The organism is Actinoplanes philippinensis (genome assembly GCF_900113015.1).
Lineage (GTDB): Bacteria > Actinomycetota > Actinomycetes > Mycobacteriales > Micromonosporaceae > Actinoplanes > Actinoplanes philippinensis.
Genome location: NZ_FONV01000002.1, coordinates 310,960 through 324,128, shown reverse-complemented (window position 1 = coordinate 324,128; position 13,169 = coordinate 310,960). Strand labels below are relative to the sequence as shown.

At 74.7% G+C, this 13,169-nt stretch carries 10 protein-coding genes; 7 read left to right on the top strand and 3 right to left on the bottom strand.

Annotated elements, in window-relative coordinates; translation table 11 throughout:
• Position 1: 1 nt before the first annotated feature.
• Positions 2-2,281, bottom strand: a complete 2,280-nt coding sequence (locus tag BM290_RS05020; protein ID WP_093610467.1) for a TOMM precursor leader peptide-binding protein — start codon at positions 2,279-2,281, stop codon at positions 2-4.
• Between the two features lie 87 nt (positions 2,282-2,368).
• Positions 2,369-3,352, bottom strand: a complete 984-nt coding sequence (locus tag BM290_RS05015) for a hypothetical protein (protein ID WP_143133622.1) — start codon at positions 3,350-3,352, stop codon at positions 2,369-2,371.
• A 190-nt stretch (positions 3,353-3,542) separates the two neighbouring features.
• On the opposite strand from BM290_RS05015, the gene BM290_RS05010 reads away from it, so the two are divergent.
• The 7 genes from BM290_RS05010 (at position 3,543) to BM290_RS04985 (ending at position 12,392) form a co-directional block, all read left to right on the top strand.
• Entirely contained in the window at positions 3,543-3,929 is a 387-nt protein-coding gene (locus BM290_RS05010) for a hypothetical protein (RefSeq protein WP_143133621.1), read from the top strand.
• Between the two features lie 197 nt (positions 3,930-4,126).
• On the top strand, positions 4,127-4,480 hold the full coding sequence (locus BM290_RS05005; RefSeq protein ID WP_093610461.1) for a hypothetical protein: 354 nt from the start codon (positions 4,127-4,129) through the stop codon (positions 4,478-4,480).
• 70 nt (positions 4,481-4,550) lie between these two features.
• Positions 4,551-5,741, top strand: coding sequence for a YcaO-like family protein (locus BM290_RS05000; protein WP_093610459.1), 1,191 nt, complete (start codon positions 4,551-4,553; stop codon positions 5,739-5,741).
• Entirely contained in the window at positions 5,734-7,059 is a 1,326-nt protein-coding gene (locus tag BM290_RS04995) for a TfuA-like protein (protein WP_093610457.1), read from the top strand. Before BM290_RS05000 ends, BM290_RS04995 begins: the two co-directional genes overlap by 8 nt.
• Positions 7,056-9,200, top strand: coding sequence for a B12-binding domain-containing radical SAM protein (locus BM290_RS04990; RefSeq protein WP_093610455.1), 2,145 nt, complete (start codon positions 7,056-7,058; stop codon positions 9,198-9,200). The genes BM290_RS04995 and BM290_RS04990 overlap by 4 nt, the downstream gene beginning before the upstream one ends.
• A gap of 60 nt (positions 9,201-9,260) precedes the next feature.
• Entirely contained in the window at positions 9,261-9,416 is a 156-nt protein-coding gene (locus tag BM290_RS48095) for a hypothetical protein (RefSeq protein ID WP_177319581.1), read from the top strand.
• 87 nt (positions 9,417-9,503) lie between these two features.
• Positions 9,504-12,392, top strand: a complete 2,889-nt coding sequence (locus tag BM290_RS04985; protein WP_093610453.1) for an ATP-binding protein — start codon at positions 9,504-9,506, stop codon at positions 12,390-12,392.
• 6 nt (positions 12,393-12,398) lie between these two features.
• Here the strand turns inward: BM290_RS04985 and BM290_RS04980 are convergent, their stop codons facing one another.
• Entirely contained in the window at positions 12,399-13,040 is a 642-nt protein-coding gene (locus BM290_RS04980; RefSeq protein WP_239143386.1) for an MBL fold metallo-hydrolase, read from the bottom strand.
• Positions 13,041-13,169: the final 129 nt, after the last annotated feature.

The window sequence follows — 13,169 nt, the reverse complement described above, 5'->3', positions numbered from 1 at the left end:
ATCAGAAGAAGACACTCAACGGGTTGATCGAGTCCTCGCCGGCGGCCAGGGGCGCCCGTCCGAGGGTGGCCGGCGTCGCCCAGAGCCGTCCCGGGCCGAGCCGCCGCCAGAAGTGCCGCAGCCCCGGCACGACCACCCGGGCCACCGCCAGCTCCAGCTCCGGGCGGGACTGGTCGGCCACGATCAGCTCCAGGCCGGCGGCCCGGCAGATGCCGACGGCGTCGGCCACCGCGTCCGCGGTGTCCGTCGCGGCGGGGACCGGGTGGCGTTCCGGCGTGACCGGCGCCTGATCCGGATCGGGCCGCAGCCACGGCTCGCCCGCGGTGGTGACGGTGGTCAGCCAGCGGGCGGTCTCCGGCTCGGCGCCGTGGTATCCGCCGTTCGCGCCGGCCACCGCGGCGGCCAGCGGAAGGAACTGGTTGAGCTCGCTCACCGCCCGGGTCAGCGCGACCGCGGCGCTCGGGTGCGCCCCGAAGCCGACCAGCACCTGACCGCCGTCGTCCCGGTCGCTGACCGCGGCGTACACCGGGATCGGCAGGTCCGCCGTGAGGTCCAGCGCCCACAGCCGCCGGCCGAGGACGGTGCGGTAGTGCCGCCGCACGGCGTCGATCCACGGGTCGCCGGCCGCGTCCAGGTCGACGCCGGGCAGGCGCGACCGGTGGTACCACCAGAGCGCCACGGCATCACGTTCGACGAGCTCGTAGAAGCCCTGCAGGATCGCCTCGCCGAGGGTGGCGCCGGCGGCACAGCCGTTGGAGTCGGCCGGGCCGAGCCGGTGCGCGTCCGGGTGGCCGTACCAGACGTAGGCGGCCGGCAGGTCGCACGGCCGGTCGTGGGTCAGCGACCAGCCGGTGGTCCAGTCCAGCTCGACGTCGTCGCCGATCGGCGCCGGGACATGGTGGAACAGCCCGGCCCGCGGATTGGTCAGGTCCCGTTCGGCGTGCTGACGGGCCGAGAAGTGCCGCAGCTCGGACAGCGGCACGGCCCGCTCCCGCCCCAGGTCCCGGTAGGCGGCCCGCCGGGTGGGCCGATCGCCCCGCCACACCCCGCAGTACCGCTCGATCGCCTCGCCGATCGCGCTGACCTTCGCCTGCGTCTCGGTGCGCCCCTTGCCGCCGCTGAGCCCGCGCAGATTGCCCCGCAGCCGCTCCGGCCCGCGGGCCTGGGCGAAGTTGTGCCCCGCGGTGTAGCCGAACATCACCCCGCCGCCGCTGTCGCCGCCGGTGGGCAGCAGCCGGGTCACCACCCCGAGGTACGGGCTGACCTGGCGCTCCAGCAGCCGGAGGGTCTCGGTGGGCGGCCGGGTACGGCTGCCGGTCCCGTCGTCGGCGGTGAGCGCCCCGGCCGCCACCGTCACCCGCGGCCCGTCCTCGCCGAGCCGGGCCGGGTCGCCGCACGCCGGGCACTGCGGCAGCCGGACCAGCGTGTGCCCGCCGGTGCTCAGGTCACGGGTGTCGAGCGAGACCATCCGCCCGGTCACCCGCGGCGAGCGCCCGGCGACGGCCAGCACCGGCAGCTCCGCGGCGAGCAGGCCGGCCAGGGCCGCGGTGGTCGCGTCCAGCGCCGCCCACGCCGGGCTCGGCCGATCGCGGTCGCCGCACTGCCCGACGACGAAGTTGATCACCTCTTCGTTGTCCGTCCAGCGCTGCCGCAGGCACTCCCAGCAGCCGGTCTCGCCGGGCCGGAAGTGCGGGCCGAGCAGCAGCACGTGCCCGTGCGGCCGGACCGTCAGCCAGGGCCGGCCGGCCGCCAGCAGGTCCTTGTTGAGCGCGGCCAGCCGGGGGTCGATCATCGAGCCGGGCGCGACCACGACGAGCGCGTCCGCGTCCCCGGACAGGCCCGGGGAGCCGACGGGACGGACGGTCACCGGCGGCCCCAGCTCGCCGAGGCGGGCGGCGAGCCCGTCGGCGGCGGGGGATCCGGCGTCGATCAGCAGCACCCGCCCGTCGCGCCGCCACCGCTCGGCCGGGTCCGGCGCCACCTCGCGGGCGTCCCACGCCGCGGCGGCGGCCCGCGGGGTGGCGCAGGGCCCGGCGGTCAGCAGGCCCAGCCCGTCCAGCCGGCGCAGAGCCCGGGCCAGGGCGCCGGCCGAGTGTCGTCCGACCAGCTCACCGACCACCTGGCCGAGCGCCCGGGTGCCGTCGAGCAGCGTCGCCAGCTCGGCCGCCACCGGGTCGTCGATCATCACGTTGCGGGTCTCGCCGACCACCACGAGATGGTCCCGGTAGGGCTCGGCGAGGCGGATCGGCAGGTAGTCGTGGCGGAAACGGGGACGGTACATCGATCTCACCTCGCAGCCGGGTAACGGCGATTCTCGGCCGGACGTCCCCGCCGTCTCCAGCGATGGCACCGATCCCGGCCGTGGTGGTCAGCCGGTGGCGCTGATCTCGGTGGCCGCGTCGGTGAGGCCCAGCACCGCGGCCGGCCCCGACTCCGGGACCCGGACCAGGAACGTCTCGACCCGGGAGACGGCGATGGTGTGGGCCTTCACGGCGGTGGTGCGGCCGGTGGCCAGCAGGTCGGGAGCCGGTGGCGCGAGGACCGCGTCGGCGCCGTCCCGGGTGGAGACGATGGTGTCGACCACGTTCAGGGTCAGGAAGCCGACCACCCCGTCGCCGGTCCTCGCCGCGCACGGCGCCCACTCCGACGCGGTCAGCCGCCGGTCGACGGTCATGGCGGCGGCCGTCATCTGCTGGGTGTAGATGGACCACCCGGCGGCCAGCTGGTCGTCGAGGACGGCGCTGCGGGCCAGGACCGTGGTGTCGGCCGCGCCGGCGATGCTGCGGCTGAAGACCTCCCCGGTCAGGGCGGTACGCCGCCCCGCGTCCAGCAGCTCGTCGGTCGGGTGCGCGGTCGCCTGCCGGAACGCCCCGGTCGCCGCCACCAGCTCGTCGGAGATCATCACGTGGTGGCTCAGCTGCCACCGCCCGTCGCCGGCGCGGGTGAAGTGGCCGACGTCGGCGCGCGGCCGGTCCTCTCCGTCGACGGCCATCTTCGCCGAGGCCACGAAACACGACCCGGACACCGCGAACACCGGCTCCTGATGCTTGAACCCGGGCAGCACCCGCTTGCTGAGGCGGGCCCGTTTCACCCCGGCCAGACTGTTCTGCAGGGCCGGCCCGGTCTCCCAGACGGCCAGCTTCTCGCCGTCGCCCGCCTGGGAGGCCGCCGAGTCGGCCGCGTCGAACTCGGCCAGCACCGCTGCCGGGTCGAACCCGGCGGCGCTCGGCCCGGCGGGCTCCGGGCGGGCCGCGGCCGGCTCGGCGCCCGGGTCCGCGCACCCGGCGACGGTCAGGAAGAGGACCGCCGGGATCACCATCCGCCCGAGCCCGCCACGCGTCCGGCTTGCCATATCGACCACCTGATCCTCGTCGTGCCTGTCCGGCGTCCTCCGCCGTGCCCCGAGTATTCGGCGAGGTTCCGGCGCCGGGCCGGGCACGGCACCGAACCGTGCCCCGGCGCGCGGCACCGTGGCACCGATCGATGCCGTGCTCTGCCGGGGCCCGGCTCCGCGCCGACGATGGGCGCATTCCACAGGCCCCGTGAGAGCGGAGACGAACACGATGGACCCGTCAGAACGCGCACTCTTCATCACCGCGTACGGCCGGCTGGTCGCCGGTGTGTGGTCGGAGCCGGACCAGGAGCGCCTGCTCACCGACGACCCGCACCGGCTGCTCGCGGAGCACGACCTGATCCTGCCGCCGCAGGTCCCGGTCGTGGTGGTCCGCGACGCGCAGCACGTGGACCCGGACATCGACGTGCAGATCCGCGCGTGGGAGGACGCCGTCGCCGCGGGCGGCCCGTTCCTGCTCTACGTGCCGGCCCTGGACGAGCTGGACGAGCAGGAGCTGTCCGAGCACGAGCTGGACAGCGTGGTCGCCGGGGTGGACCCGACCGGCGCCTGCTGCTGCCCCTGCTGCTGCACCTGATCCGGGCCGTGACATCGATCGGCTCCGTGGCCGGGGCGTCACGGCACCGTTCCGTGCCGTGACCGCCGCTTCCCTTGCCCCGGCCGTCCGGCCGTTCCTAGCGTCGGGGTCACGCCACCGCCGCTTTTCGGCCCCGGCATCACGGCCCCTTTCGGGCCGTCACCCCATTTCGCAGTAGTACCGGAAGGACGTGTGTCATGAGCGCCGAAGAGACCGACTTCTCCGAGTTCGACCGGGCGTACCAGGGCCTGCTGGCGAAGGTCTGGGGCGACGACGCGGCCCTGGCCGCCCTGCTCGCCGACCCGAAGCAGTTCGCCGTCGAGGCCGGCCTGCCGGTCGATCCGGCCGCGACCGTCACCGTCGACCGGAGCCAGCCGGAGGAACTGCTGACCCGCACCGAGATCCTGCAGGCCTTCCACGGCACCCCCGGGACGCACGTGCTGCGCGTCCCCGAGCACGCGCCGATCGACCTGAGCGAGCTGACCGACGAGGACCTCGAGCTGATCGCCGCCGGCATCAACGTCAACATCAACCTCTACCAGGCGAAGTAGCGGCCGGGCCGGCGCGGCGGGACGCCCGTCGCGCCGGCCGCACACCACCACCAGCCAGGGGAGGACACCCGTGCCGACGAGCGTCAACGACCACCCGACCCGGCCCGGCTCCTTCCGGGCAGCGCCGGCCGAACAGACCTGGGAACGGATCCGGCCGCTGCTGCCGGCCTTCGGCATCACCCGGGTCGCCGACATCACCGGCCTCGACGAGGTGGGGCTGCCGGTGCACGTGGCCTACCGGCCCACCGGCCGGACCCTGGCGGTCACCGTCGGCACCGGGCTCACCCCGGTCCAGTCCCGGGTCGCCGCCACCATGGAGAGCATCGAGGGCTGGCACGCCGAGAACCCGCGGCTCGACGTGGCCGTACGCGCTCCCGCCGCCGATCTCGACCTGGGCTACGACCCGCGCCGCCTGCACCTGGCCCCGCGTTCCCCGCTCACCGGCCGGACCGTGCTGGACTGGATCGCCGGCCGCGGGCTGCTGACCGGCCGGACCTACCTGGTCCCGTACGAGCTGGTCTACCTCGACTTCACCGTCGCGTCCGGTGACGCCGCGACACCGAACGACGTCCTCTTCACCCCCACCAGCAGCGGGCTGGCCACCGGCAACACCCGTGCCGAGGCGACCCTGCACGCGCTCCTCGAACTCGTCGAGCGGGACGCGATGACCCCGTTCGCGGTCTCCGGCCTCGCCGACCGCCACTACGTCGACCCGGACACCTGTGACGACCCGTCGACGGTGGCCGTGCTCGCGGCGATCCGCGGCTCGTCCAGCTGGGTGGAGGTGGTCGACCTGACCGGGCCGACCGGGCTGCCCTGCTACGGCGCGTCGATGTGGGACACCTCGATCCCGATGATCTTCGGTGGCTTCGGCTGCCACGTCGATCCCGGCCGGGCGGTCGGGCGGGCGCTCGCCGAGGCGGCCCAGTCCCGCCTCGTCACCGTCGGCGGGGCCCGCGACGACATCTCCGGTGAGGTCTACCTGCCCGCCGACCCGTACGCCGTACCCCCGCCCGTCGTTGATCTGCCCTTGCGGCCGGTGCGGCCGGCGGATCCCGCGATCGTGACCCTCGGCCAGGATCTGGAGGCTCTCGTGCAGCACGTCGCCGGACGCGTCCTGGAGCACACCGGCGCGGAGCCGTTCGTCGTCGACCTGACCCACCACGACATCGGCATCCCGGTGAGCCGGGTGATCGCGCCGGGCCTGCGCCTGGCCGACGACACCGCCCTGTCGCTGCGCCCGGGGGCCGGCCGTGACTGACTTCGTCTTCCTCGGCCCCAGCCTGCCCGCCGGCGAGGCGGCCGCGCTGCATCCCGCCGCCCGGATCCTGCCGCCGGTCGGGCACGGCGACCTGCTCCGCCTCGGCGCCGGCCCGGACGACCGGGTGCTGATCGTCGACGGCTTCTTCATGCACCGGCCGCCGGTCCGGCACCGGGAGATCCTGCTGCTGCTCGAACGCGGCGTCACCGTGGCCGGCAGCAGCAGCATGGGCGCCCTGCGCGCCGCCGAGCTCCACACCTACGGCATGCGTGGCGTCGGCGACGTCTTCGAGCTGTACCGGGACGGCGTCGTCACCGGTGATCACGAGGTCGCCGTCGTGCACGGGCTCGGCGAGGACGGCTACCGGTCGCTCAGCGAGCCTCTCGTCAACATCCGGATCGCGGTCCGCGCGGCGCTGCGGGCCCGCGCGATCGGCCCGGAGGAGGGCGAGCTGCTGCTGGCGGCCGCCGCGGAGATCCCGTTCCGGCTGCTCACCTGGCGGTCCCTGGCGCTGCGCGCGGGCGCCGCGATGGACCGCCTCCGGCCGTGGCTGCGCGATCACCCGATCGACGCGAAGGCCGACGACGCGCGGCGGCTGCTGCGGGCGGCCGCGTCCGGCGGCCCCGCGCTGCGCCCGGCCGGTCCCGGCGACACCCCGATCGAGCACGTGCACACCACCTACCTGGAGGGCTGGCGCTCCCGGTACGAGCAGAGCGACGACGTCACCGAGCGGGAGCTGCTGGTGGCGCTGCGGGTGCTGCACCCCGGGTTCGCGGCCCTGCACCGGGCGCGGGTGCTGGCCCGGTTCACCGGCGCCCGCCCGGACGATCCCGGCCTGGAGGAGCTGGCCCTGCGGACCGCCGACCGGCTGGGCCGGAGCGTGCCGGTCCCGGACGGCTCGTGGCTCACCCCGGACGAGGCGGATCTGCCGCCGGCCGAGGCGACGCTGCGGCTGCTGGTCCGCAGCCTGGGCGCGGCCGAGACCCGGCAGATCTCGCCCGCGATGGTGCCGCCCGAGCTGCGGCGCGATGACGTGCTGGCCACCGCCCGCCAGGCCGTCACGACGGCGAAGGCGATCCAGGCCAACCTCACCCGGCGGCAGGGGCGCCCGGCCCGGTTCCGGACCGAGGTCGTCGACGCGGTGCTGGCCGACCGCTGGGGCTGCGACCCGGCCGGGCTGACCGCGGCCGCCTGGGACCGCGGCTTCCGCGACCTGGACCAGCTCCGTGAGCTCGCCGGATTCCTCATCGGCTACCTGCGGGTGCTCCGGCCGCCGTGGTTCCCCCCGATCAAACCCCTCGAGGTGGTGCGCCGATGACCGGCAGCCCGAACGCGGCACTCATCTACCCGCCGCTGACCGACCCGACGTCCGGATACCACTCGCTGAACTACCTCGACTCCTACGCCCGGTCGGTCGGGCACGCGCCGGCCACCGTCATCGACGCCAACATCGAGGCGTTCCACCACTCCTACACACCGTCCGCGCTCGACTGGCTCGACCGGGCGCTGAGCCGGGCCCGGACCACCGCGGACCTCACCGCACGTGCCCGGCTCCTGCAGGCCGGGACCCCGGACCCGGAGGGGGTACGGGACGCGGTCGCCACCTTCCAGGACCCGCGGCGGTTCTACGACCTGGACGAGTACCACCGCGCGGTCGACGGGGTGTCGGCGTGGATGAACTGTCTCGGCGCGACCGGCATCCCGGGCCAGTTCCAGAACGGCTTCCAGCTGAACGCGCCGCACGAGATCGAGATCGGGTCGCTGCGGGCGCTCACCGACCCGGCGGTGCTGTCCCGGCTGAGCCGGCCGTTCGAGCCGTACTACCGCGAGTCGCTGCTGCCCCGCCTGCGGGCCGGGAACTTCGACCTGGTCGGGATCAGCATCACCTACCAGTGGCAGCTGCCGTTCGCGCTGTGGCTGGCCCGGCGGATCCGCGAGGAGCTGCCCGGCGTCTTCCTGATCGCCGGCGGCACCGAGGTCTCCGACTGCTACAAGAACCTGCGCGACCCCCGGCGCCTGTTCGAGCTGTTCGCCGACTTCGACGCGCTGGTGGTGGGGGAGGGCGAGAGCGCGTACACCGAGATCCTCGACGCCCTCGCCGCCGGAACAATTCCCACCAAGCACCCCAACGTGCGGCTGCATCCGCGGTACGGGGCGGTCCGCGCCCTGCCGATGCTGCACTACGAGAAGCTCGGCGAGCTGCCCACCCCCGACTTCGCCAACCTGCCGTGGGACAGCTACCTGAGCCCGACCCGGTTCGTCTACTACTCGCCGACCCGGGGCTGTTACTGGAACAAGTGCACGTTCTGCGACTACGGGCTGAACACCGACGGCCCGACCAGCCCGTGGCGGCAGGACACCGTGGACCGGATGATCCGCGACGTCGAGCAGCTGGCGACGTTCGCGCGGTTCGTCTACTTCTCGGTGGACGTGCTCGCCCCGGCCGCCATCCTGCGGTTCGCCGAGAAGGTCGTCGAGCGGGGCATCGACGTGCGCTGGGGCGCCGAGATCCGGCTCGAGAAGTACTGGTCCGACGAGCGGTGCGCGCTGCTCAAACGGGCCGGGTGCACGGCGATCTCGGTCGGTTTCGAGTCGGGCAACCAGCGGATCCTCGACCTCATCGACAAGGGCACCCGGCCGGCGCAGGTCCGCCAGACGATGTCCTCGATGCACCGGGCCGGGATCGGCGTACAGATCATGGGCTTCACCGGTTTTCCCACCGAGACCCTGGAGGAGGCCCGCGAGTCGGTGAGCTTCCTGCGGGACAACCGGGAGCTGTGGACCTTCGGCGGCCTCGGCGAGTTCGTGCTCACCCCGGGCGCCATCGTCGCCAAGCAGCCGGATCGGTTCGGGATCACCGACGTGCGGTCCATCGAGGGCGCCGACATCGACCGGACCCTGATGTTCGACGAACCGGTCACCCGCAAGGCCCGCGACGAGGTGATGGCCGACAAGCTCGGCCTCTACATGGGTGAGTACCCCCGGCCGTGGGTGAGCAGCACCGACACCCCGCACACGTTCTTCTACCACGACCGGTACGGCACCGGCGTCAGCGATCTGCTGGAACGCAGCGTGCGCCGCGGCCCGGACGACGAGGACCGCGAGTTCGTCCTCGACGGCGAACTGCTGGCCGATGTGGACCCCGAGGTGCTGGGCCGGGTCGCCGAGATCCAGGGTGGCGCGCCGGAGGAGCCGGGCGAGCGGGTGGCGTTCCGCCGGCGGGACGGGCGGATCCTGCTGCTGCCCCGCCGTACGCTGCCGTTCCTCAAGATCTTCACCGGCCCGGTGACGCTGGCCGCCGCCCGCCGCCGCGCCTGGATGCTGCCGTCCGCGGCCGCCGACCGGATCTGGGACTTCCTGATCGCACGCCGGGCGATCCGCCGCATTCCGGTCACCGGGGCGCCCGCCGACGGTAAACATACGTGCAACGCACCCATGCCCGGGCGTGCCGCCGCGTGACAGTGTCTGGTGCATCAGCCACAACACGGCGGGGCCGATCGGCCCGGGGGAGGCACCACCATGAACGAGAAGAAGAACGCACGGGGCCTGATGCGCCGGCTGCGGGTGGCCGTCGTCGTCGCGGTCGCCGCCGGTTTCGTGGCCGGCGCCGTGTCGACGGCCGCACCGGCTCAGGCGAACGGCGGCACCGGCTGCTGCATCGGCCTGCCGAACTGACCTCGCCGCGGACCCGTCGCCGCCGCCGGCCGTCCACCGGCGGCAACGATGGACATCTACGTCCGGTGAGCAATAAGCTACCGGCTGATGCCGACCTTCTGCGGACGCACCAGCCTGCTCTCGCAGATCGGCGACGCCCTGTCCCGCACCCGGCGGGGCGAGGGCGGCAGCCTCTTCCTGTGCGGTGAGAGCGGCGCCGGCCGGTCCCGGCTGCTCGCCGAGGTGGGGCGCCTCGCCCGGACCGACATGGTCGTGCTCCGCGGGCGGGCCAGCGGGATCACCCCGACCACACCGTTCCGCCCGCTCGCCGAGGCGCTGCTGCAGTTCACCCGGTCGGCGGGCACCCACGCCGCGGACGCGCTCGGGCCGTACCGCCTGGTCCTCGGCCGGCTCATCCCGGAGTGGCGGGATCCGGCCGTCGGCCCCGAGGAGCAGTCGCTGATCGTCCTCGCCGAGGGGGTGCTGCGGCTGCTGGCGCTGGCCGGCCGGGACCGCGGCTGCCTGCTCCTGCTCGACGACCTGCACGACGCCGACGCCGAGACCCTGACGATCGTCGACTACCTCGCCGACAACCTGGCCGACCAGCCGGTCACCATGGTCGCCGCACTGCTCGACCAGGAGGGCACCGCCCTCGACGTGGCCCGGTCGGCCGCCCAGCGCGGCGCCGCCGACCTGCTCCGGCTGCCCCGGCTCAGCCGCGACGAGCTGCGCGAGCTGATCGCCACCCGGCTGGAGTGCACGGCCGCCCGGGTCGGCGACGACCTGTTCGACCTGGTGTGGCAGCCCAGCGCCGGCAACCCGGCGCTGGCCGGCGAACTGCTCGACGGGCTGGTCGACGCCGGTCACCTGGTCACCGGGCCGGACGGCTGGCGGCTGGCCGGCCGCCCGCAGGCCGGCATCCCCGGGTCGCTGTCGCGCCGCCTGGCCCGCCGGCTGGAGGGCAGCCCGCCCGAGCTGCGCCGGCTGCTGCCCGCGGCGGCCGTCTTCGGGGAGCGGTTCCCGCTGGCCGCGCTGCCGGCGATGACCGGCCTCGGCGAGCACGACCTGACCTCCCAGCTGCACCACGGCCTGGCCGCCGAGCTGATCCAGCCGGTCGCCGACACCCCCGGGTGGTATGCGTTCCGTCATCCGGTCACCGCCGAGGCGCTGCTCGAGTCCCGTCCCGCCGGCCACACCGCGGACCTGGCCCGGCAGGCCGCCGAGACGGTGGAGAAGCTGCATCCCGGACTGCCCGGCACCCTCTGCCAGCTCGCCGCCCGGCTGCGCCGGCAGGCCGGTGACCACGACGCCGCCGGCCGCCACCTGATCGAGGCCGCGTCCCGGGCGCTCGCCGACGGCGCCGCGGCCTCCGCCGTCGACCTGCTCGACCAGGCCACCGGCATGACCACCGACCCGGCCCTGCGCGCCGACGCCGGTGAGCGCCTGGTCCAGGCGCTGGTCGAGGCCGGGCGGATCGACCGGGCCCTGCAGATGATGCCGGAGCTCGACGGCCTCGGCGGCGGGCTGAGCCGGCAGCGGCTCGCGGTCCTGCACACCCGGCTGGCGTGGGCGGCGGTCTTCGCGGCCCGGACCGCCGACGGGCTGGCCCAGGTCGCCGAGGCCCGCCGGCAGCTCGGCGCCGGCGCCACCCCGGCCGACCTCGCCGCCGTCGACGTGGTCGCCGCCCACCTGATCATCGAGCTGCCCGGCCCGGAGCAGGTCGGCAAGGCCGAGGAACTGGCCCGTCAGGCCGCCGCGGTCGCCGAGCGCCACGACCTGCCGGTGGTCGCCTGCCAGGCGTGGCAGCTGCTCGGCATGCTGGTCCGGCAGCGCAACACCGACGAGGCGACCGCCTGCCTGGAACACTCCCGGGAGCTGGCGGTACGGCACGGGCTGCGGCTGTGGGAGGTGCACGCCCTGGTCCGGCTCGGCAACGACGACGCCGCCCGGGACGGCAGCCTGCGCCGGCTGCGCCAGGTCCGCCGGGACGCCTGGTCGATCGGCGCGGTGACCGCCGCCCACCAGGCCGAGGCGAGCATCGCGCTGCAGGTCGCGCTGCAGGGCGGATACACCGAGGCGGAGGAGATCGTCGCGCAGACGCTGCCGGCCACCACCCGGCTCGAGATGGTCGAGACGGCCGGGCACCTGTGGCAGACCAGCGCCGTCGTCGCCGCCCACCAGGGCCAGCGACGGGAGATGGAGAGCCGGCTCGCCGAGCTGCGCCGCTACCGGCCGGACGCGCCGGTCGACGCCAAGGTGTACGGCCTGGCCCGGGTCTTCTGCTCGCTGCTGGAGGAGGACCGGCCCCGAGCCGCCGAGGAGATGGCCGCCGCGCTGCGAGCCGACGGCGGGAACCCGGCGCTGTCCCCGATCAACGGCCGCGCCGGACTGGACCTGCTGCTCCGGGCCGTCACCGGCGACCTGGACGGCCCGGGTGACCTCGACGACGGGTCGGCCGGGGTGCGCCGGCTGCGCTGGAACCGGCAGTTCGCGGAGATGGCCCGGGCCGTGCTGCTCGGGCGGCGCGGCGACCCGGCCGGAGCGGCGGCCGCGGCGGAGGAGGCGATCCGGGCCGCCGAGCCGTACCCTCTGGCCCGGCATCTGATCCTGCGGCTGGCGTCGGAGGCGGCGCTCACCGACGGCTGGGGCGACCCGGTCGGCTGGCTGCGCCGGGCCGAGGAGCACTTCCACGAGTCGGAGCACGCCGCGGTGGCCCGGGCGTGCCGTGCGTTGCTGCGCCAGGCCGGCGTCACGGTCGGCCAGCGCCGCGACGGTGTCGACAACATCCCGGCCGCGTTGCGGGCCCGCGGCGTCACCGTCCGTGAGTACGAGGTGCTCGACCTGATCGCCGCGCGCCTCGGCAACCAGGAGATCGCCAGCCGCCTGCACCTGTCGCCGCGGACGGTCGAGAAGCACGTGGCCCGGCTGATGGCGAAGACCGACCGCCCCGACCGGGCCGCCCTCCGCGATCTGGCCCGGACCCTGCGCCCCGGCTGAGCCGGGTCACCAGCCGCGGGCGCGCCACTCGGCGAGGGACGGGCGCTCGGCGCCGAGTGTCGAGTCCTTGCCGTGGCCCGGATAGAACCACGTGCCGTCACCGAACCGGCCGAAGACCCTGGACTCCAGATCGTCCATGATCCGGGCGTGGTCCTCGGGGGTGGTGGTCCGCCCGTGCCCGCCGGGGAAGAGGCTGTCGCCGGTGAACAGGTGCTCGCCCCGGTAGGACAGCACGATCGAGCCGGGCGTGTGCCCCACGATGTGGATCACGTCGAGGACGTGCCCGCCGACCTCGACGGTGTCGCCGCCGGACAGCGACCGGGTCACCACCGGGATCTCGCCCGCGTCGTCGGTGTGGGCCAGCGACTCGGCGCCGGTGACCTTCACCACCTCGGCCAGCGCCTGCCAGTGGTCGCCGTGCCGGTGCGTGGTCACCACGGTCCGCAGCCCGGCCGGGCCGATCAGGTCGAGCAGGGTGCCCGCGTCGTTGGCCGCGTCGATCAGCAGTTGCTCGCCACCGGCGCTGAGCAGGTAGGCGTTGTTGTCCATCGGGCCGACCGACACCTTCGTCAGGGTCAGGCCGCCACCCAGATCACGAACCGCGGGCTCGCCGCCGCGGACGACGTCACCGGTGTAGTCAGTGCTCACCCGACGACCCTATCCGGGCGCGCCGGAATTCGCTTTCGCGCGCGGTGACCACGGCCGTACCGTCGGTGCCAGACGCGACGATCAACCCGCGGAGGAGGTGAGGACCGTGCCGTACACCGTTTGCCGCGT

Excerpts from the sequence above, each read along its gene's own strand:
- BM290_RS05020 (WP_093610467.1), bottom strand. The coding sequence starts at position 2,281 with ATGTACCGTCCCCGTTTCCGCCACGACTACCTGCCGATCCGCCTCGCC.
- BM290_RS05015 (WP_143133622.1), bottom strand. The coding sequence starts at position 3,352 with ATGGCAAGCCGGACGCGTGGCGGGCTCGGGCGGATGGTGATCCCGGCG.
- BM290_RS05005 (WP_093610461.1), top strand. The coding sequence starts at position 4,127 with ATGAGCGCCGAAGAGACCGACTTCTCCGAGTTCGACCGGGCGTACCAG.
- BM290_RS04990 (WP_093610455.1), top strand. The coding sequence starts at position 7,056 with ATGACCGGCAGCCCGAACGCGGCACTCATCTACCCGCCGCTGACCGAC.
- BM290_RS48095 (WP_177319581.1), top strand. The coding sequence starts at position 9,261 with ATGAACGAGAAGAAGAACGCACGGGGCCTGATGCGCCGGCTGCGGGTG.
- BM290_RS04985 (WP_093610453.1), top strand. The coding sequence starts at position 9,504 with ATGCCGACCTTCTGCGGACGCACCAGCCTGCTCTCGCAGATCGGCGAC.